Origin of the sequence: Mycobacterium sp. NBC_00419, from assembly GCF_036023875.1 — a bacterium.
Classification (GTDB): Bacteria; Actinomycetota; Actinomycetes; order Mycobacteriales; family Mycobacteriaceae; genus Mycobacterium.
On the sequence record NZ_CP107931.1, the window covers coordinates 2,991,371 to 3,010,338 of the forward strand.

General features: G+C 67.1%; 20 protein-coding genes. 11 read left to right on the forward strand and 9 right to left on the reverse strand.

The genetic code is table 11. The features are described from left to right. Window positions 1-75: 75 nt before the first annotated feature. The 5 genes from OG976_RS14315 (at window position 76) to OG976_RS14335 (ending at window position 5,157) form a co-directional block, all read left to right on the forward strand. Window positions 76-1,476, forward strand: a complete 1,401-nt coding sequence (locus OG976_RS14315) for an aldehyde dehydrogenase family protein (RefSeq protein ID WP_328349892.1) — start codon at window positions 76-78, stop codon at window positions 1,474-1,476. 307 nt (window positions 1,477-1,783) lie between these two features. Next, complete coding sequence (locus tag OG976_RS14320; RefSeq protein ID WP_328349894.1) at window positions 1,784-2,425, forward strand: TetR/AcrR family transcriptional regulator; 642 nt, start codon at window positions 1,784-1,786, stop codon at window positions 2,423-2,425. A 101-nt stretch (window positions 2,426-2,526) separates the two neighbouring features. Then, entirely contained in the window at window positions 2,527-3,465 is a 939-nt protein-coding gene (locus OG976_RS14325; protein ID WP_328363569.1) for a class I SAM-dependent methyltransferase, read from the forward strand. 94 nt (window positions 3,466-3,559) lie between these two features. Beyond that, the gene (locus tag OG976_RS14330; RefSeq protein WP_328349896.1) at window positions 3,560-4,423 is read left to right on the forward strand and encodes an SDR family oxidoreductase; all 864 of its coding nucleotides are present in this window, start codon (window positions 3,560-3,562) and stop codon (window positions 4,421-4,423) included. Between the two features lie 38 nt (window positions 4,424-4,461). Next, on the forward strand, window positions 4,462-5,157 hold the full coding sequence (locus OG976_RS14335) for a haloacid dehalogenase type II (protein WP_328349898.1): 696 nt from the start codon (window positions 4,462-4,464) through the stop codon (window positions 5,155-5,157). Here the strand turns inward: OG976_RS14335 and OG976_RS14340 are convergent. Genes OG976_RS14340 through OG976_RS14350 form a run of 3 tightly spaced genes read right to left on the reverse strand, consistent with a single transcriptional unit; the run spans window position 5,154 to window position 8,988 of the window. Beyond that, on the reverse strand, window positions 5,154-6,023 hold the full coding sequence (locus OG976_RS14340; RefSeq protein WP_328349900.1) for an EamA family transporter: 870 nt from the start codon (window positions 6,021-6,023) through the stop codon (window positions 5,154-5,156). The two genes, OG976_RS14335 and OG976_RS14340, sit on opposite strands and share 4 nt — an antisense overlap. Window positions 6,024-6,032: 9 nt before the next feature. Continuing rightward, window positions 6,033-7,454: a Re/Si-specific NAD(P)(+) transhydrogenase subunit beta gene (gene pntB, locus OG976_RS14345; RefSeq protein ID WP_328349902.1), complete on the reverse strand. Its 1,422-nt coding sequence runs from the start codon at window positions 7,452-7,454 to the stop codon at window positions 6,033-6,035. Window position 7,455: 1 nt separating this feature from the next. Continuing rightward, window positions 7,456-8,988 carry a Re/Si-specific NAD(P)(+) transhydrogenase subunit alpha gene (locus OG976_RS14350; RefSeq protein ID WP_328349904.1) on the reverse strand — a complete coding sequence of 511 codons (1,533 nt, stop codon included), beginning with the start codon at window positions 8,986-8,988 and terminating at the stop codon, window positions 7,456-7,458. A gap of 164 nt (window positions 8,989-9,152) precedes the next feature. On the opposite strand from OG976_RS14350, the gene OG976_RS14355 reads away from it, so the two are divergent. Further along, window positions 9,153-9,638: a DUF456 domain-containing protein gene (locus OG976_RS14355; protein ID WP_328349906.1), complete on the forward strand. Its 486-nt coding sequence runs from the start codon at window positions 9,153-9,155 to the stop codon at window positions 9,636-9,638. Here the strand turns inward: OG976_RS14355 and OG976_RS14360 are convergent. The 4 genes from OG976_RS14360 to OG976_RS14375 form a co-directional block, all read right to left on the reverse strand. Beyond that, window positions 9,627-10,421: a tyrosine-protein phosphatase gene (locus OG976_RS14360; RefSeq protein ID WP_328349908.1), complete on the reverse strand. Its 795-nt coding sequence runs from the start codon at window positions 10,419-10,421 to the stop codon at window positions 9,627-9,629. The two genes, OG976_RS14355 and OG976_RS14360, sit on opposite strands and share 12 nt — an antisense overlap. After that, complete coding sequence (locus OG976_RS14365; RefSeq protein WP_328363572.1) at window positions 10,418-11,635, reverse strand: acyl-CoA dehydrogenase family protein; 1,218 nt, start codon at window positions 11,633-11,635, stop codon at window positions 10,418-10,420. The genes OG976_RS14360 and OG976_RS14365 overlap by 4 nt, the downstream gene beginning before the upstream one ends. A gap of 118 nt (window positions 11,636-11,753) precedes the next feature. After that, window positions 11,754-12,248 (reverse strand): hypothetical protein, encoded by a 495-nt coding sequence (locus OG976_RS14370; RefSeq protein ID WP_328349910.1) that lies wholly within the window; start codon window positions 12,246-12,248, stop codon window positions 11,754-11,756. Between the two features lie 51 nt (window positions 12,249-12,299). Next, a complete protein-coding gene (locus OG976_RS14375; protein ID WP_328349912.1) occupies window positions 12,300-12,497 on the reverse strand; it encodes a hypothetical protein in 198 nt (65 codons plus the stop codon). 153 nt (window positions 12,498-12,650) lie between these two features. Here OG976_RS14375 and OG976_RS14380 point away from each other — a divergent pair, with 153 nt between their 5' ends. After that, complete coding sequence (locus tag OG976_RS14380; protein WP_328349914.1) at window positions 12,651-13,295, forward strand: response regulator transcription factor; 645 nt, start codon at window positions 12,651-12,653, stop codon at window positions 13,293-13,295. A gap of 22 nt (window positions 13,296-13,317) precedes the next feature. After that, a complete protein-coding gene (locus OG976_RS14385; protein WP_328349916.1) occupies window positions 13,318-14,499 on the forward strand; it encodes a sensor histidine kinase in 1,182 nt (393 codons plus the stop codon). Between the two features lie 60 nt (window positions 14,500-14,559). On the opposite strand, the gene OG976_RS14390 is transcribed toward OG976_RS14385, so the two are convergent. After that, window positions 14,560-15,036: an acyl-CoA thioesterase gene (locus OG976_RS14390; protein ID WP_328349918.1), complete on the reverse strand. Its 477-nt coding sequence runs from the start codon at window positions 15,034-15,036 to the stop codon at window positions 14,560-14,562. Between the two features lie 88 nt (window positions 15,037-15,124). On the opposite strand from OG976_RS14390, the gene OG976_RS14395 reads away from it, so the two are divergent. From OG976_RS14395 to OG976_RS14405, 3 genes are read left to right on the forward strand one after another with little or no spacing between them, the layout of a single operon-like run. Then, window positions 15,125-15,988 carry an ABC transporter permease gene (locus tag OG976_RS14395; RefSeq protein WP_328349920.1) on the forward strand — a complete coding sequence of 288 codons (864 nt, stop codon included), beginning with the start codon at window positions 15,125-15,127 and terminating at the stop codon, window positions 15,986-15,988. Beyond that, window positions 15,985-17,019 (forward strand): taurine ABC transporter substrate-binding protein, encoded by a 1,035-nt coding sequence (locus tag OG976_RS14400; protein WP_328349922.1) that lies wholly within the window; start codon window positions 15,985-15,987, stop codon window positions 17,017-17,019. Before OG976_RS14395 ends, OG976_RS14400 begins: the two co-directional genes overlap by 4 nt. Next, window positions 17,003-17,827, forward strand: coding sequence for an ABC transporter ATP-binding protein (locus OG976_RS14405; protein WP_328349924.1), 825 nt, complete (start codon window positions 17,003-17,005; stop codon window positions 17,825-17,827). The genes OG976_RS14400 and OG976_RS14405 overlap by 17 nt, the downstream gene beginning before the upstream one ends. Here the strand turns inward: OG976_RS14405 and OG976_RS14410 are convergent. Next, a complete protein-coding gene (locus OG976_RS14410; RefSeq protein WP_328349926.1) occupies window positions 17,824-18,963 on the reverse strand; it encodes a low temperature requirement protein A in 1,140 nt (379 codons plus the stop codon). The two genes, OG976_RS14405 and OG976_RS14410, sit on opposite strands and share 4 nt — an antisense overlap. Window positions 18,964-18,968: the final 5 nt, after the last annotated feature.

The following is an 18,968-nucleotide window of genomic DNA, read 5'->3' on the forward strand; positions in this document are numbered from 1 at the left end:
AGTTCGCAGCGTGGGTGTCGCGCCACCCCCGTAATGGGGCAAGCTTGTGGTTGAGGATCGATGCGAGGAGATGGCATGACTGTCCAGATCACGAGTGATCAGCACACCGCCGATAGCACCGCCGGTGTGCTGGCCGATGTTCGCCGGGTGTTCAACAGCGGCCGGACGCGGCCTCTGGAATGGCGCTCCCAGCAGCTCCGGGCCATCGAGCGGATGTGCGACGAACGTGAACCCGAGATCGCCGAGGCCCTGGGTCGCGACCTGGGCAGGCCCGCTTTCGACGCGTGGCTCGGCGACATCGGCTCGACCAAGGCCGAAGCGGCGTTCGCCCGTAAGCACCTCAAGAAGTGGGTGAAGCCCAAGCGGCAGGGTCTGCCCCTGGGACAGCTGCCCGGCCGGGCCTGGGTGCAGTACGACCCGCTGGGTGTGATCCTGGTGATCGGCCCGTGGAACTACCCCTTCTACCTGTGCATGGCTCCGCTGGTGGCCGCCATCGCCGCCGGTAACGCCGCGGTGATCAAGCCCTCCGAACTGGCGCCTGCCACCTCGGAACTCATCGCCCGCCTGGTGCCGCAGTACCTCGACACCGACGCGATCCGGGTGGTCGAAGGTGAAGCGTCGACCACGCAGGAGCTGCTGGCCCAGGGCTTCGACCATGCGTTGTTCACCGGTGGCACCGAGATCGGACGCAAGATCATGGCGGCCGCCGCCCCGACGCTGACCCCGGTCACGCTGGAGTTGGGCGGCAAGAGCCCGGTGCTGGTGCTCGACGACGCCGACCTCGACGTCACCGCACGCCGGATCGCGTGGACGAAGATGCTCAACTCGGGCCAGACCTGCATCGCGCCGGACTATGTGCTGGCCGACCGCAGGATCGCCGCCCAGCTCAGCGACAAGATCGCCGCAGCCATCGCACAGTTCCGCTCCGGCGAACAGGATCCGTCGCTGCGGATCGTCAACGAGCGCCAGTTCGATCGGCTGGCCGCCCTGATCAGCGCCACCGCCGGCACAGTGGTCACCGGTGGCGGGTCCGACCGCTCCGCCCTGCGCATCGAGCCGACGGTGGTCCTGGATCCGCCGCAGGACGATCCGGTGATGTCGGACGAGATCTTCGGCCCGATCCTGCCGATCCTCACCGTCGATTCGACGGAGGCGGCCGTCGACTTCGTCAACTCCCGGCCCAAGCCGCTGGCGCTCTACGTCTTCACCGCCGATCAGCGAAAGGCCCGCACCCTGATCGACCGGATGCCGTCCGGTGGAGCGGTGATCAACCACGTCGCGGTGCACTGCCTGGTGCCGCAGCTGCCGTTCGGCGGTGTGGGAGCCAGCGGTATCGGGGCCTATCACGGCAAATGGGGCTTCGAGACGCTCAGCCACCGGCGCGCAGTTCTCGCAAAGCCGGCGAAGCCGGACCTGCGCCTGATGTACCCGCCCTATAGCGATCGGGCGAAGAAGATCATTCGCAGGGCGTTGTGAGCGCCAGCAGGCAAACGCCGGCTGGCAAACAGGCGATAGCCCCTCTGGGTGCGAACTATCGGGAATCCGCGCGCGAATTCGCGCAGCCTAGCGAATTCTCGTGCGTTAATAACATCCGTCGATAATCGACATCGATGTAAGTTAACTGAGAAAGCTGGGCTGCCAGTTTGCGAAGGCGTGCTGAAACAGCAAGCGGTGCAACGTGTTTCAAACGTGAAAATCGTCGTGTCCTCACATTAAATCCCGGTGCCACAGGCAAATGACGCCCGCCATCAAATTCAGCGCTTAGTTGTGGCACAATTTGGCTGTGCCGCATACAGCCAGTCGGGGTCCAGGAAGACCGCCCGCAGCTAAGGCGGCGGAAACGCGCGAACGCATCCTGCGCGCCGCCCGCGAGGTGTTCAGCGAATTGGGATATGACGCTGCCACCTTCCAGGCGATCGCTATCCGCGCGGATTTGACCCGCCCCGCCATCAACCATTACTTCGCCAGCAAGCGCCTGCTCTACCAGGAGGTCGTCGAGCAGACCAACGGGCTGCTCGTCGAGTCCGCGGTGGCGCACTCCCAGCGGGAAGGCACCCTGGCCGGCAGGCTGCGGGCGTTCATCAGCGCCGCCGTGGCGGCCCAGGGTCAGGACCGGGCGGTGGCCGCGTTCCTCGTCACCTCGGTGCTGGAGTCGCAGCGGCATCCCGACCTCGACCAGGACGATAACGACGCGATGAACTTCACCCGCGGGTTCGTCACCTCAGCGATCAAGGATGCGATCGAGGCCGGTGAGATTCGCCCTGACATGGACGTGAATTCGGCCGCTGAAATGCTGATGGCGGTGTTGTGGGGTCTCGGCTTCTACGCCGGTTTCGTCGGCGATCAGGAGCGCCTGGTCGCGATCATGGACCAGTTCCTGAATCTGCTCAACGGCGAGATGTGGCGTGCCTCCGATCATGCGTGAGGTCAGCCACAGCTGCGCATAGCCCGGCTAAGTTATTCGGTAGCATCGCTTATGAACCTCATTGAACTGGGGTGATGCCACCCAATCGAAAGAACTTCGCCATGAGCAACCTGCGCACCCACGACGACACCTGGGACATCGCCACCAGCGTCGGATCGACAGCCGTGATGGTTGCGGCCGCGCGAGCCGGTGAGACCGACCGCCCCGACGCGCTGATCCGCGATCCCTACGCCCGCATCCTCGTCAGCGGGGCAGGGACCGGGATGTGGGAATCCATGCTGGACGACTCCATGGCCGACCGGCTGGCCTCGGCCGATCCGGAGGCCGCGGCGATGTTCGCCAACATGGGCAGCTACCAGGCCGTGCGCACTCACTTCTTCGACCGGTTCTTCGCCGAGGCGGTCGCCTCGGGTATCCGGCAGATCGTCATCCTGGCCTCCGGGCTGGACTCGCGTGCCTACCGCCTGGACTGGCCGGCCGGCACCCATGTCTACGAGATCGACCAGCCGAAGGTCCTCGAATACAAGGCTGCGACGTTGGCCGCCCACGACGTCCGCCCCGCCGCGGAGCTGCACGAGGTGCCCATCGACCTGCGCCAGGACTGGCCCGCCGCACTCCGCGAGCACGGCTTCGACGCCTCGCAGCCGACGGCGTGGCTGGCCGAAGGCCTGCTGATGTACCTGCCCGCCGACGCCCAGGACCGGCTCTTCGAACAGATCACGGCGCTGAGCGCCCCCGGAAGCCGGGTATCGGCCGAGGCGGTGGGCCACCAGGACGAGAGCCGGCGCGAGGAGTTCCGCGCCCGCTTCGACAAGTTCGCCGAACAGCTCGGCATCGAACGCAAGATCGACATCGGCGACCTGACCTACAACGACCCCGACCGCGCGGACCTCACCGAGTGGCTGGGCGCGCACGGCTGGACGGCCTCCGGTGTGTCGTCGGTCGAGGAGATGAAGCGGTTGGAGCGCTGGGTCGAGCTGCCGATCGCCACCACCCCGAACGCATTCGCCACCTTCGTCGTCGCCGAGCGCACCGCCTAGATCTGCCGCCTCCGAGCGGACGGTCCCGCCCCCATTGCCAACCGGCTGGTTGGCTACGATGGCCGGGCTACCAATCGCCGGAGAAAGGAAGCTCATGCCCGGAGTTGCGGATCGTGTCATCGTCGTCACGGGTGCCGGAGGTGGTCTGGGCCGTGAGTACGCCCTGACGCTGGCCAGTGAGGGCGCCAGCGTCGTGGTCAACGACCTCGGCGGCTCGCGCGACGGCACCGGCGCCGGCCACAACATGGCCGACCAGGTGGTCGCCGAGATCAAGGAAGCCGGTGGCCGTGCGGTCGCCAACTACGACTCTGTCGCCGAGGCCGACGGCGCCGCCAACATCATCAAGACCGCGATCGACGAGTTCGGCAAGGTCGACGGTGTGGTCAGCAACGCGGGCATCCTGCGCGACGGCACCTTCCACAAGATGCCCTTCGAGAACTGGGACTCGGTACTCAAGGTGCACCTCTACGGCGGCTACAACGTGATCCGCGCCGCCTGGCCGCACTTCCGCGAGCAGAGCTACGGCCGCATCGTCGTCGCCACTTCCACCAGCGGGTTGTTCGGCAACTTCGGGCAGGCCAACTACAGCGCCGCCAAGCTCGGACTGGTCGGCCTGATCAACACGCTGGCCCAGGAAGGCGCCAAGTACAACATCAAGTCGAATGCCCTCGCACCGATCGCCGCGACCCGGATGACCGAGGACATCCTGCCGCCCGAGGTGTTCAAGAAGCTCACCCCTGAGTACGTCGCGCCGGTGGTCGGTTACCTGTGCACCGAGGAGGTGCCCGACAACGGGTCGATCTTCATCGTCGGCGGCGGCAAGGTGCAGCGGGCCGCGCTGTTCCAGAACGACGGCGTCACCTTCGACCACGTGCCGAGCGTCGATGACGTCGCCGCGAACTGGGCGCAGATCGACGACCTCTCGGCTGCCCAGCACGCCAACTTCAAGCTGGGCTGAGCAACGACAGCATCACCGGCCGGCACGCGAGGCTTCTAATGGTCCGCGTGCTGGCCTTTGATGTCTTCGGCACCGTCGTCGACTGGCGTTCGAGCATCATCGCCGAACTCGAACGGTTCGCCGATCAGCAAGGCGTGCATCAGGATTGGGCGACGTTCGCCGACAGCTGGCGAGCCGGTTATGTTCCGGCGATGGACCGGGTCCGTCGTGGCGAGCTGCCGTGGACTCGATTGGACTATCTGCACCGCGAGATTCTCGACCAGCTGCTGCGCGACGCCGGCATCGAGGCGAGCGAGGTCGACGTCGACGACCTCAACCGCGCCTGGCACCGGTTGACCCCCTGGCCTGACTCGGTGGCCGGGCTGCACCGGCTCAAGGAGCGCTACACCATCACCACGCTGTCCAACGGCAACGTCTCGTTGCTGACCGACATGGCCAAACATGCGGGCCTGCCGTGGGATTGCGTGCTGTCGGCCGAGATCTTCGGGCACTACAAGCCCGATCCCGAGGCCTACCTGGGCTGCGCGGAGATCTTGGACGTCGCACCGGGAGAGGTCATGCTGGTCGCCGCGCACCCGAGCGATCTGCGTGCCGCGCGCGATGCCGGGCTGCGTACCGCCTACGTCGACCGTCCGCTGGAATGGGGACAAGCAGGGCGCTATCGGGTGCCGTTCGAGGCCGACGAATTCGATATCGTCGCAACGGATTTCCTCGAACTGGCCGATAAGCTCTAGTTTCCGGTGTCCTCGACAACCGAGTCGTCCGCACTGATCACCAGCGCCACCATGACCAAGGCGGTACCCGCAAGTTCGGTGGGTGTCGGCCACTGATGCAGCATGACCGCGCCGATACCGGCGGCGGTGGCGGGCAGCAGAGCCAGAAGCAAAGCGAAGCGGGCCCGGGGGATGAGCGTCAGGACGAACTGATCGAGCGCGTAGGGCACTGCCGTGGAGAGCACGCCGACACCAAGTCCGACCAACCACGTCCGGGGATCGGTGAGCACGTGCGCAGCGGTGTGTAGCTGACCAGCCAGCAGAGGTGCCGCCAGCAGCACTGCCGCGACAGCCATCCCGATGGCCAGGGAACCTTGCCCCGACCCCGCCTCGGCGACCCGTTTGCCGAGCAGGATGTAACCCGCCCACAGCACCGCGGCGACTAGGGCGAAGAACACACCGACGGCGTCGGCACCTGCCTGCAATCCCACTAGGAGCGCCACCCCGCCCGCCGCAAGTATGACGGCCAGGACATCGCGGGGGCGCCGTGTGCCCAGTGTCGCGACGGCGACGGGTCCGATGAATTCGATTGCCACCGCAGTACCGAGCGGGATACGTGAAATCGCTTCGAAGAAGGCCACATTCATCCCGACGGTGACGATCCCGAACCCTGCGGCGACGGTGAGGTCATGGCGCGTCCACCCGCAGCGCCACGGTCTGCGCCAGGCGAGCAGTACGACGGCGGCTCCCGCTGCGCGTAGCCAGGCGACCGTGGCCGGTTCGGCCGTGGCGAACAGGAAGACCGCCAGCGCGGCACCGACATATTGCGATACAGCGCCGACGATGAAGAACATCGGCACCGACCACTTCGGGACGCGGCGGTTCACCGCGTGGACCTACAGTGCGGCGTTGATGTCGTCGACCCTGTCGCGCGCATCGCCGAACAGCATCTGGGTGTTGTCGCGGAAGAACAGCGGATTCTGCACGCCGGCGTAACCGGAGGCCATGGACCGTTTGAACACGATGACGTGCTCGGCGTTCCACACCGTCAACACCGGCATGCCGGCGATCGGACTGCCCGGATCTTCCGACGCCGCCGGGTTCACTGTGTCGTTGGCGCCGATCACCAACACCACCGAGGTGTTCTCGAAATCATCGTTGATCTCATCCATTTCGAGCACGATGTCGTAGGGCACCTTGGCCTCTGCCAACAACACATTCATGTGTCCGGGCAGACGGCCTGCGACGGGGTGGATACCGAAACGCACCGTGACACCACGCTCGCGCAGCTTGCGGGTCAGCTCGGCAACGCCGTACTGGGCCTGGGCCACGGCCATTCCGTAGCCCGGGGTGATGATCACCGAACTGGCCGACTCCAGGAGCTCGGCGGCTCCCTCGGCGGTGATCTCGCGATGCTCGCCGTAGTCCTTGTCCTCGGCCGGCCCAGCCTCGATGCCGAACCCACCGGCGATGACCGAGATGAACGACCGGTTCATGGCTTTGCACATGATGTAGGACAGGTAGGCACCCGACGATCCGACCAGGGCGCCGGTGACGATCAACAGGTCGTTGGACAGTAGGAAGCCCGAAGCTGCTGCAGCCCAACCGGAATAGCTGTTGAGCATCGACACCACGACGGGCATGTCGCCACCGCCGATCGACGCGACCAGGTGCCAGCCCAGCAGCAGCGCCAGCACCGTGACGACGACGAGCAGCCACAGTTGGGGTTCGATGACGAACCACACGGTGAACGCAACGAACAACACCAGGGCGCCGACATTGAGAAAGTTCTTGCCGGGCAACATCAGTGGCGCCGATTTGATCCGCGCCGACAGTTTCAGGTTGGCGACGATCGATCCGGTGAAGGTGACGGCGCCGATGAACACGCCGATGAACACCTCGGCGGAGTGGATGCCGAGCATGCCCTCGCTGTTGAGCATTGCGGCCTCGGCGCCGGCCAGATCGTGTTCGACGTGCAGGTAGCCGTTCCAGCCGACCAACACCGCGGCCAGACCGACGAAGCTGTGCAGCAGGGCAATCAGCTCGGGCATACCGGTCATCTCGACCACGCGGGCACGCCACAACCCGATCGCGGCACCGATGGCCATGGCTCCGATCAGCAGGCCCAGACCGAGCGGCTCGATATGGCGGGCCAGGGCCAGCGCGATGGTGGCTACCAGGGCCACCACCATGCCGGCCATACCGAATGTGTTTCCGGCCCGCGATGTTTCGTGCTTGGACAGCCCGGCCAGCGCAAGGATGAACAGCAGGGCCGCGACGATGTAGGCCGCGGTGGCGGCCGTTTCCAATGTGAACAACTCAGCTCCTCGAGAACATCGCGAGCATGCGACGCGTCACCGCGAAGCCACCGAAGATGTTGATACTGGCAAGTAGGACGGCGACCGCGGCCAATGAGGTGACGATGACGTCACCGTGGCCGATCTGGAGTAGTGCGCCGACGACGATGATGCCGGAGATGGCGTTGGTCACCGACATCAGCGGGGTGTGCAGGGCGTGGTGCACGTGGCCGATGACGTAGTAACCGATCACGATCGCCAGGGCGAAGACCGTTAGGTGCACCTGCAGTGCGGCCGGGGACAATGCGATGAGCAGGAACAGCACGGCGGCGGCACCAAAGGTGACGCCGAGCCGTCGGCCCATCGTCATCGGTTGCTTGGCCTGCTGCATCGTCGGGGCTGCCGTCGCAGACTGTGCCGGAGCAGCGGATACCTGTACCGGTGGTGGTGGCCACGTCGTCTGGCCGTCGCGGACCACGGTGACCGAGCGCTGCACGACGTCGTCGAAATCGAGGACGAGCGTGCCGTCCTTCTCCGGGGTCAGCAGCTTGAGGAGGTTGACCAGGTTGGTGCCGTAGAGCTGCGAGGCCTGGGTGGGCAGCCGGCCGACCAGGTCGGTGTAGCCGATGATCGTCACGCCGTTGTTGGTGAGGACGGCCTGGTCTTTGACGGTGCCCTCGACGTTGCCGCCGTTGGCCGCCGCCATATCGACGATGACGCTGCCGGATTTCATCGAGGCGACCATGTCGGCGGTGATGATGCGCGGTGCGGGCCGGCCCGGGATCAGCGCCGTAGTGATGATGATGTCGACGTCTTTGGACTGATCGGCGTAGAGCTGCGCCTCGCGGGCCTTGTAGTCGTCGCCCATCTCCTTGGCGTACCCGGTCGCCGAAACCTCGGTCTCGGCTGATTCGATCGAAAGATACTCTCCGCCAAGGGATTTGACCTGATCGGCGACCTCGGGGCGGGGGTCGGTGGCGCGCACGATGGCACCGAGGCTGCCCGCGGCGCCGATCGCCGCCAGCCCGGCGACACCAGCACCGACCACCAGGACCTTGGCCGGCGGGACCTTGCCCGCCGCGGTCACCTGGCCGGTGAAGAACCGGCCGAAGGCGTGCGCGGCTTCCACCACGGCGCGGTAACCGGCGATATTGGCCATCGAGGACAGCACGTCCAGCGACTGGGCTCGTGAGATCCGCGGTACCGCGTCCATGGCCAGCACCGTGACGGGCCGTGTGGACAGTTCCTCGACGAGCTCGGGTTTCAGGGCTGGGGAGATCAGGCTGATGAGCGTCGCGCCGTCGCGCAGTGCGGTGATCTCGGCACTGGTGGGTGCATTGACCTTGAGGACGATATCGGCGCCGAGCGCCTCGGCTGTGGTGCCGATACCGGCCCCGGCCTCGACGAATGCCTCGTCGGAGAAGCTGGCCGCGACACCCGCACCGGATTCGACCAGGACGTCATAGCCGAGTTTGATGAGCTGGCCGACGGTCTGTGGTGTGGCGGCGACACGCGTCTCTCCCGCTAGAGACTCGCGCGGAATCCCGATGAGCATCGATGCGATCCGATCTGGTTGGTCGTGGGCGAGGCCGGATGGAAAATGCCAGTGTATGAAACGGCGGAGTCCACCTGTGGACTCAGTACCCTCGCGCTGTACCCTCGCGCTCCGATCGCCAGACAGGTGTCCACTCATACGGATGAGGTCCTAGGCTCGGACCAGTGAGCACCGGTGGAATCCTTCTGGTTGGGCTGGCCATTGCTGTCGGCCTGGTCGGCATCATCGTGCCGCTGCTCCCCGGCACGCTGCTGGTGTTCGCCGCGATCGCGGTGTGGGCCGTCATGGAGCACACCGTGGTGTCGTGGGTGGTGCTCGCGGTGGTCACTGCGATCATCGGTGGCAGCCTGCTGGTGAAGTACGTCTGGCCGGTGCGCCGGATGCGTGCCGCCGACGTCGGCGGTTGGAGCCTGACCATTGGTGCGGTGGCCGGTGTCATCGGGTTCTTCGTGGTTCCGGTGGCCGGTCTCGTACTCGGGTTCGTGCTCGGCGTGTATCTCGCTGAGCTGGCCCAGCGCCGGGATCGCCGGCGAGCGTGGGCGTCGACGGTGCACGCGGTCAAGGGCGCCGCGCTGTCGGTCGGCGTCGAACTGGCCGGCGGCCTGCTGGCCACCGCGGTGTGGGTGGTCGGGCTGGTGCTAACCCAGTAGGACCGCGCGCAGCCGCGCCAGGTCGTCGGCCGTGACCTCGGCGGCCTCCAGATATCCGGGCAGCCCGCCGTACTCCTCGTCGATCACCCGGCGCGCGGTCACCAGGTAGTCCTCCTGGACGCCGAGCACCCCGTCCGGCAGGCGGGACTCCGCGAAGGCCACCACCTCCGGGGTGATCCCCTCGCGTTTGCGCACCGACTCCAGAATCCGGTCGCGCAACCGGCCGACCGCGTCGTTGCTGCGCAGGAAGTCGGCCATGATGGCCTCGCGGGGAACGCCGATGGACTCCAGCACGACGGCGATGGAGAACCCGGTGCGGTCCTTGCCCGCGAAGCAGTGCACCAGCACCGGCCGGTTGTCGGCGAGCAGCGTGGCGACCTGGCGGACGGCGCGGCGCGCTCCGGCCAGCTTGGCGAACCGGGCGTACTCGTCGTTCATCCACTTCGACCCGGCGGCCATGACGTCGTCGTCCGGGGTGGCCTCGGTCATCATCTTCTCCCACGCCGTCTCGTGCGGCGCGGCGGTCGGCGTGTGGGAGAGGTCGGGGAACGGCAACAGATGCACCGTCACGTCATCGGGAACCGCACCGGGGCCGCGCTTTTCGACCTCGATCGGGGAGCGCAGGTCGGCGACATCGGTAACGCCCAAGCCGCGCAGGACATCCCGGCCCGAATCATCGAGCCCACTCAGCTCACTGGACCGGAAGAACAACCCGGGCCGGATGCCCGTACTCTCTGCTACGTCGCGGAAGTTCCACGCGCCGGACAGCTGTGCGCCGCTCACCCCTTGGTCGCCGCTTCTGCGAAAGCGCTTTTTTCAGAGCCGATTTCGGCGCGGGCAATGCTGCGCATATGGACCTCGTCAGGTCCGTCGAAGATGCGCATCGCACGCTGCCAGCCGTACATCCGGGCCAGCGGGAAGTCGTCGCTGACGCCGCCGCCGCCGTGCACCTGGATCGCCCGGTCGATGACGTTGCAGGACATCTGCGGCGCGACCGCCTTGATCTGCGCGACGAGGTTGCGGGCCTCCTTGTTGCCGTGCTGGTCGATGGTCCACGCCGCCTTCTGGCACAGCAGACGGGCCTGGTCGATCTCGTTGCGAGACAAGGCAATCTGCTGTTGCACCACACCCTGCTCGGCGAGCGGCTTGCCGAACGCGATGCGGGTGCGGGCGCGCTCGGTCATCAGTGCCAGCGCCCGCTCGGCCACCCCGATCGCGCGCATGCAGTGGTGGATGCGGCCTGGGCCGAGCCGGGCCTGGGCGATCGCGAAGCCCATGCCTTCCTCGGCGAGCAGGTTCGATGCCGGCACCCGGACGTTGTCGTAGACGACCTCGGCGTGGCCGTGCTGGTCCTGCCAGCCGAACACCGACGTCGACCGCAGGATGTTCACTCCGGGGGTGTCGACGGGCACCAGGATCATCGACTGCTGCTGGTGGGAGGCCGCGTCCGGGTTGGTGCGGCCCATCACGATGAGGATCTTGCAGCGCGGGTCGTTGGCGCCGGAGGTCCACCACTTGCGGCCGTTGATGATGTAGTCGTCGCCGTCGCGGGTGATCGCGGTCTGGATGTTGCGGGCGTCACTGGAGGCCACGGCGGGCTCGGTCATCGAGAACGCACTGCGGATCTCGCCGGCGAGCAAGGGCTCCAGCCACTGCTTGCGCTGCTCCTCGGTGGCGAACAGATGCAGGGTCTCCATGTTGCCGGTGTCGGGGGCGGCGCAGTTGAACACCTCGGGCGCGATCTCGGTGCTCCAGCCGGTCAGCTCCGCGAGCGGCGCGTACTCGAGATTGCTCAAGCCGGATTCGGCAGGCAGGAACAGGTTCCACAACCCCTGTGCCTTCGCCAGGGTCTTCAGTTCCTCGACGACTGGTGGAACGGTGAAATCGCCTGCACCGGCCGCGGCGCGGTACTCGTCATAGGACTTCTCGGCCGGAAAGACGTGTTCGACCATGAACTCGGTGACGCGCTTGTGGTAGTCGGCCGCCTTGGCGGACATGGCGAAATCCATGCCGTCACGATATGACACGCGTCAACGCAACGACGAGGCCCTCCCTCATGACCAAAGGGAAGGCCTCGACGGCATGTGAATGAACGATCGGCTACGTCATCACCTCCTATCCTCCGGCCGAGGGGGACGGGGGCTTGATCGGTGTGAGACCGCTGCCACCGCCGGGGCCGAGCTTGGCCGAACCGGGCACCTCGACCGGGGTGTGCACGACCGGAGCGGGGACCTCGACGGGAGTCAGGCCCACGGGCTTCGGCGACGGCGCGGGCGGCCTCGGGGCGACCGGAACTGCGCTCGGCTTCTTGGGCCCCTCTTCGCGGGAGGTCGGCGAGGTCGGCTCCACCGCCTTCGGCTTGGGGGCGGCAGCCGGGGCGGCCACTGGCGGCGCGGTGGTGATGCCGCCGCCACCCGGGCCCCGCTGCGCGGGGGACTTGGCTCCGCCGCCCGGCCCCCGGTTGGACGTCGCACTCGACGAGGTCGACGAATCGCCGGACTCGGCCGAGGCGATGCTCGACAGGCCCAGCGCGGCACCGCCGAGAATCACCGCACCCACGATGGGTGCTGCCAGGAACCTCACGGCCGGATGGTTGATCGGGAATGTCATCTTCTCTCTCCTCTTTAATCGGTTGTGGTGGAAGCCATTCGGCGCCTGGGGTCAGCAGGGCAGGTTGAACGTGTTGGGGCCGGACTGGGGTGCGGCCGGCGGCATCGCCACCGCACTGCACTCGGTGGTTCCGGTGGTGCCCGCAGCTTCGGCGGGTGCGCTCACCGCCAGCGTGCCGGCCAGAATTCCGGTGGCCACCGCGGGCCCTGCCAGCGCGGTGATGATGCGGCGAGAGAGGTTGCGGTTCATATCGAATCTCCTGCTTGGGTGCTCCTGGTCGAAGGTTCTCGGCCGTGATTCGACTATCGCTCGCCTGGGCCCGGCCGTCTGTCCGCCGAGTGGCCCCTGGCAGTGATGAAGTGTTTGTCCCCCGATTGGGGGAACCTGTGCGAAGCTCTCGCCATGTCTGCGAACAGCAAGGTGCGCGTTGTCGTCGGCGACGACCACCCGTTGTTCCGCGACGGCCTGGTACGGGCGCTGAGCGGCAGCGGTGAGATCGAGGTCGTCGCCGAGGCGGACGACGGCCCGTCGGCGTTGGCGTTGATCAAGGAACACCTGCCCGACGTCGCGCTGCTGGACTACCAGATGCCGGGAATGAACGGCGCCGAGGTCGCCGCCGCGGTGGTCCGCGACGAGCTCGCGACCCGGGTGCTGCTGGTGTCGGCACACGACGACGCCGAAATCGTCTACCACGCCTTGCAGCAGGGTGCCGCCGGCTATCTGCCCAAGGACTCGACACGCTCGGAGATCGTCAACGCCGTCTTGGACTGCGCGAAGGGCCGCGACGTCCTGGCGCCCCGGCTGGCCTCCGGACTGGCCGTCGAAATCCGGCGTCGCGCCGAGCCGTCCGGTCCCTCGCTGAGCGCCCGGGAACGGGAAGTCCTCGGGATGATCGCGCACGGCCAGAGCATCCCGTCGATCGCCGGGTCGTTGTTCCTGGCGCCCTCCACCGTCAAGACCCACGTTCAGCGCCTCTACGAGAAGCTGGGAGTCAGCGACCGGGCCGCGGCGGTCGCCGAGGCCATGCGCAGGGGACTGCTGGAGTAGCGTGCCGCGCGGGGTTTCTCACATGCTCGACTACCTGACGACCGAGCCGGTCCGGGTCGCCGCCGTCCTGCGTCTCCCGCTGATCGTGCTCATCGCGCTGTTGGTGTACATCCAGGATGTCGAACACTGGCTGCCTGATGTCTACGGCGGGGTGCTGCTGCTGTACGCGGCCTTCGCCCTGGGCTGGCTGGTGGTCGTCGTACGCACCCCGATCCGCTGGTGGTTCGGGGTCGCCTCGACGGCGGTGGACGTGTTCGTCGTGCTGGTGCTGTGCCTGGCCTCCGGCGGCGCGACGGTCTGGCTGCTCCCAGTCTTCTTCCTGGTGCCGATCACTGTTGCCTTCCTGGACCGCCCCGAACTCACTGCGGCGCTAGGGCTAAGTGCGGCCGGCGGCTACCTGCTCGCCTGGATCGTCTACTCCAAGCGCGACGACACCGTGGGGCTGCCCAACGTGGTCTACGTCCAGGTCGGGTGCCTGCTGTGGCTGGCGGCCGCGACCACCGCGCTGTGCTTCGTGTTGTCCAAGCGGCGGGCGCGGGTGCAGGCGCTGCTCGCTGTGCGCAAGCGGTTGGTTGCCGAATCGATGCAGGCCGACGAGCGCAACAATCGCCGGCTTTCCGAGCAACTGCACGACGGACCACTGCAGAACCTGCTCGCGGCCCGGCTGGATCTCGAGGATCTGCGTGACCGGCCCAGCGATGAGGGTTTCGACCGCGTCGAGGCGGCGCTGCGGGAGACGGTCACGCTGCTGCGCAACACCGTCACCAGCCTGCACCCCCAGGTACTGGCCCAGGTCGGGTTGGGTCCGGCGCTTCGAGAGTTGGTGCGGCAATACCAGCAGCGCTGGGACGTCACCTTCGACTGTGACATCGACGAGGTCGGCAAACCACGGGCGCAGGCCCTGCTGTATCGGGCCGCCCGTGAACTATTGGCCAACGCGCACAAGCATTCTCGCGCCACCCATGTGCAGGTGGCGCTGTACCGGGCCGGTGGGGCGGTGGTACTGCGGGTGGTCGACGACGGAGTGGGTTTCGACCCATCGGGGCTCGACCGCAAGGTGGCCGACGGACACATCGGGCTGGCCTCACTGGTCGTGGGCATCGAGGAGATGGGTGGCTCGCTCGGCTTCAGCCACACCGCAGGCGGCGGCTCGACGACCGTGGTGACCATGCCGGATCAGGCGCCCGCCCCAAAAGCACTGTGAACAGCGCCTCCCCGCGCCGAAACCAACAAACGGGCACGAAAGTGCGGGTGCGCAGCGCCGTTACGTCGATCTCGGCGGCGAGCCGAGGCTGACCTTCACCAGCTTGGCGCGGTCGTCATCGGTGAACGGCACCGGGCCGTCATCGCCGAGCAGCACCAGGACGGTGTCGCAGATGCCGACGCAGGCGCCGCCGATGAACAGTCCCGTGGACGCCACGAACGATGTCCGGCCGATCCGTCCGACACCGGCCCCGGTCTGCACCAGGGCGGGCCAGTGCGCCTCGGCCAGGAAGTGCACGGCGTTCTGAGACGTCACCAGCCGGAACCGTCGGGTGGCGACGTCGTAGATGTCGGGAAACACCGAGCGGTTCATGGTGGCCCGGGCGTTCTCGTGCATCGACTCCAGCGCCAGGTTGTTCAGGTGACCGTTGGCGTCCATATCGCCGTAGCGCGCCTGCACGGCGTCGACGATCGGATAGTTGTCCAGCTGTAGCCGCGCCTGATGGGGCCGCTCGGCGATGGTCGTCCATTCGGTCACAAGCAGGTGAGCCTATCTGTTGCGTGGACTTTCACTCGCGCTGAGCGCAGCCGTTCCTTTCCTGTGAGGACGCCGTCACAGTGTCCGGGTGTCTGTGTTCGTTGACGTGACCCCGGATGAGGGGGCCCGGCCGGCTGCTGCCGAGCCGCGATCCTCCAGCCGATGGGGCGACCTGGCCACGCGCGTCGGTCTTCCGTTGCTCTCGGTCCTGGTCTTCTTTCTCCTCTGGCAGTTCGCCGCCGCCAGCGAGATCTGGAACCAGACGTTCGTGCCCTACCCGAGCACCGTGTGGCACGCCTTCGTCGATGTCTCCACCACTCACGACGGAGTCCGTGGCTACGCCGGATATCTGCTGTGGGAGCACCTCTACATGACCCTGCGCCGGGTGTTCGTCGGCGTGGTCATCGGTGTCGCGCTCGGCGTGCTGCTCGGCCTGGCGATGGGGTCCATCCCGTGGGTGCGCAGCGTGCTCGAACCATGGCTGACGTTCCTGCGGGCGCTGCCCCCGCTGGCGTACTTCTTCCTCCTGGTCATCTGGCTGGGCATCGACGAAGCACCCAAGATCACGCTGCTGGCCCTGGCGGCACTGCCGCCCGCCGCCGTGGCGACCACCGCGGCGGTCGTCGCCGTCCCCGTCAGCCTGGTGGAGGCCGCCCGCGCGCTGGGCGCCTCCCGGCGTGACGTCGTTCGCGACATCGTGATCCCGTCGGCACTGCCCGAGACGTTCACCGGCATTCGGCTGGCGGTCGGCATGGCTTACTCGTCGGTGGTCGCCGCCGAGTTGTTCAACGGCATTCCTGGTATCGGCGGCCTGGTCAAGGACGCCAGCAATTACAACAACACTCCCGTGGTGCTCGTCGGCATCTTCGCCATCGGCATCTCGGGTTTGGTGATCGACGGTCTGCTGCGCTCGGTCGAGCGCCGCGCCGTCCCCTGGAGAGGAAAAGTATGAAGCGCAGGAAAATTGCCGCGATCGCCCTTGCCGCGGTCACCATGATCGGGTTGGCGGGCTGCTCGGTCGATCAGGGCAAGAACGATGCGGGCAAGCCGACGCTGCGCATCGGGTACCAGACCTTCCCCAGCGGCGACCTCATCGTCAAGAACAACCGGTGGCTGGAAGACGCGCTGCCGGACTACAACATCAAGTGGATCAAGTTCGACTCCGGCGCCGACGTGAACACCGCCTTCATCGCCAAGGAACTCGACTTCGGCGCCCTAGGCTCCAGCCCGGTGGCGCGCGGCCTGTCGGCCCCGCTCAACATTCCCTACAGCGTGGCCTTCGTCCTCGACGTCGCAGGCGACAACGAGGCGCTGGTCGCCCGCAACGGCTCCGGCATCAACTCGATCGCCGACCTCAGGGGCAAGCGTGTCGCCACCCCGTTCGCGTCCACCGCGCATTACAGCCTGCTCGCCGCACTGGCCCAGAATGGCTTGTCGCCCAGCGATGTTCAGCTGATCGACCTGCAGCCCCAGGCGATCCTGGCGGCCTGGGATCGCGGCGACATCGCGGCGGCCTACACCTGGTTGCCGACGCTGGATCAGCTGCGCAAGACCGGCAAGGACCTGATCACCAGCCGGCAGCTGGCCCAGGACGGCAAGCCGACCCTCGACCTGGCCGCGGTGGCGAACTCCTTCGCCAAGGACAAGCCCGAGGTCGTCGACGTGTGGCGCAAGCAGCAGGCGCGGGCACTGACCGTGATCAAGGACGATCCGGCCGCGGCGGCAAAGGCCATCGCCGCTGAGATCGGGCTGTCCCCGGCCGAGGTCGAAGGCCAGCTCAAGCAGGGCGTGTACCTGACACCGCAGGAGGTCGCCTCACCGCAGTGGCTGGGCACCGAAGGTAACCCGGGCAACATCGCCGCCAACCTGGAGAGCGCCTCGCAGTTCCTCGCCGAGCAGAAGCAGATCCCTGCTGCTGCACCGCTGAAGACGTTCCAGGACGCCATCTATACCCAAGGTCTGCCCGATGTCATCACCAAGTGAGACGGTGGCAGGCGCCCAGGCGCCAACCGGCGCGGGCTCACACACCGACGGCGGCATCCACATTCGGGGTGTGGCGCACCGCTACGGCACGACGACCGCGCTGGGACCGGTAGACCTCGACGTCGAACCGGGATCGTTCCTGGTGCTGGTGGGTGCCTCCGGGTGCGGCAAGAGCACGCTGCTCCGGCTGATCGCCGGGTTCGAATCGCCGACCGAGGGTGACCTGACGGTCTCGGGCCGCAATCCGGTGCCCGGCAAGACCGCGGGTGTGGTCTTCCAGCAGCCCAGGCTGTTTCCGTGGCGCAATGTCGGCGGCAACATCGAGCTGGCGCTGAAGTACGCGGGGACGCCGCGGGAACGGCGCGCTCACCGGCGCGATGAGCTGCTGCACCGCGTCGGGCTCGAAGCCATCGCGGACCGCAAGATCTGGGAGATCAGCGGGGGTCAGCAGCAGCGGGTGGCCATCGCCAGGGCACTGGCCTCCGAGCGCCCCGAGACCTCGCTGCTGCTTCTCGACGAACCGTTCGCCGCGCTCGACGCGCTGACTCGGGAACGGTTGCAGGAGGATGTGCGTCAGGTCAGCGCCGAGTCGGGCCGCACGACGGTGTTCGTCACCCACAGCGCCGACGAGGCCGCCTTCCTGGGCTCTCGGATCGTGGTGCTGACCCGCCGTCCCGGTCAGGTCGCTCTGGATCTGCCGGTCGATCTGCCGCGTACCGGGATCGATCCCGACGAGCTGCGCCGTTCCCCGGAATACACCCGGCTGCGTTCCGAGGTCGGCCGGGCGGTGAAAGCGGCTGCCGCTTAAGCGCTTTGAGCGGCGTGGCGCCAGCTGACCAGTGCGGCCGCCGCGACCATCACGGCGGCGGCACCGACCAGGGGGTTGGGCAGCAGCGCGCTGGCCAGCATGGCCACCGTCAGTGCGACGGTGCCGACCGCCTGAAGTGCGTCGCGGCGCAGCGAGTCGAGCACCAGCCACGTCGAGAACAGGAACACGGCAAGCGGAACGGTCAGCGTCAGGCCGGCCGCGACATGGGGCAGGTGGCCCTCGCCGAGGTGTTCGGCCACTGCGACCTCCACGCCCGCCGAGAATGCCGCCGCCGAGGCGAAGATGAAGTAGTGCAGGTAACCCCAGAAGAACGCCCGCGGCAAGCTGACCGCGTGGTCGCGCTGCGGACGGTCGAAATAGATCCACCACATCGCGGCCACGATCACCAGTGAGCACGCCGCGACGAGGATCAGCCCATTGCGCTCCGCTGCGTTGGACATGCCGCCGATGATCGAATTGGCCACTGCCAGAATGGATTCACCAAGCACGATGAGGGTGAAAAGGCCGTATCGCTCGGCGATGTGGCTGTGGTGATAATTCGTCGTCTGGTGACGTTCGGCGATCACGGCGACCGAGAGGTCCGCGGCAGCGAGCACCGGGAACAGCCACACCGGACCGCCGAACACCGCCCACGCGACCCACAGTGACTGGGCCACGATGATGCCGACGGCGTAGCGCACACAGGTGCCGCGGTACTCCGGGTCGCTGATCGCGGCGCGCGTCCACTGGGCCGCCATCGCCACCCGCATGATGACGTAGCCGATGACAATGGCCCGAAAGTCGTTGTCCAGCATGGCGCGTTGCGCACCCGCGGCGATGGTCAGGGCGCCGGCCATCTGGACGAAGGTGGTCAGCCGGTAGAGCCAGTCGTCGGTGTCGTACGCGCTGGCAAACCAGGTGAAGTTGATCCAGGCATTGAGGATCGCGAAGAACACCATCGCGTACGCGGCGATCCCGTGCGCGAAGTGCTGCTCTTCCCACAGGTGATGCAGCGCGCCGGAGGCCTGGGACACAGCGACGACGAAGACCAGGTCGAACAACAGCTCCAGGGAGCTCGCGGCACGGTGCGATTCATTAGGGTCGCGGGCGAGCATGGCCCGCAGGCCGGCCGTCAACGGCG

What these genes read in the sequence shown, in the direction of transcription:
- OG976_RS14315 (WP_328349892.1), top strand. Translation starts at nt 76, where the DNA reads ATGACTGTCCAGATCACGAGTGATCAGCACACCGCCGATAGCACCGCC.
- OG976_RS14325 (WP_328363569.1), top strand. Translation starts at nt 2,527, where the DNA reads ATGAGCAACCTGCGCACCCACGACGACACCTGGGACATCGCCACCAGC.
- OG976_RS14330 (WP_328349896.1), top strand. Translation starts at nt 3,560, where the DNA reads ATGCCCGGAGTTGCGGATCGTGTCATCGTCGTCACGGGTGCCGGAGGT.
- OG976_RS14335 (WP_328349898.1), top strand. Translation starts at nt 4,462, where the DNA reads ATGGTCCGCGTGCTGGCCTTTGATGTCTTCGGCACCGTCGTCGACTGG.
- OG976_RS14350 (WP_328349904.1), bottom strand. Translation starts at nt 8,988, where the DNA reads ATGCTCATCGGGATTCCGCGCGAGTCTCTAGCGGGAGAGACGCGTGTC.
- OG976_RS14365 (WP_328363572.1), bottom strand. Translation starts at nt 11,635, where the DNA reads ATGTCCGCCAAGGCGGCCGACTACCACAAGCGCGTCACCGAGTTCATG.
- OG976_RS14370 (WP_328349910.1), bottom strand. Translation starts at nt 12,248, where the DNA reads ATGACATTCCCGATCAACCATCCGGCCGTGAGGTTCCTGGCAGCACCC.
- OG976_RS14375 (WP_328349912.1), bottom strand. Translation starts at nt 12,497, where the DNA reads ATGAACCGCAACCTCTCTCGCCGCATCATCACCGCGCTGGCAGGGCCC.
- OG976_RS14380 (WP_328349914.1), top strand. Translation starts at nt 12,651, where the DNA reads ATGTCTGCGAACAGCAAGGTGCGCGTTGTCGTCGGCGACGACCACCCG.
- OG976_RS14385 (WP_328349916.1), top strand. Translation starts at nt 13,318, where the DNA reads ATGCTCGACTACCTGACGACCGAGCCGGTCCGGGTCGCCGCCGTCCTG.
- OG976_RS14400 (WP_328349922.1), top strand. Translation starts at nt 15,985, where the DNA reads ATGAAGCGCAGGAAAATTGCCGCGATCGCCCTTGCCGCGGTCACCATG.
- OG976_RS14405 (WP_328349924.1), top strand. Translation starts at nt 17,003, where the DNA reads ATGTCATCACCAAGTGAGACGGTGGCAGGCGCCCAGGCGCCAACCGGC.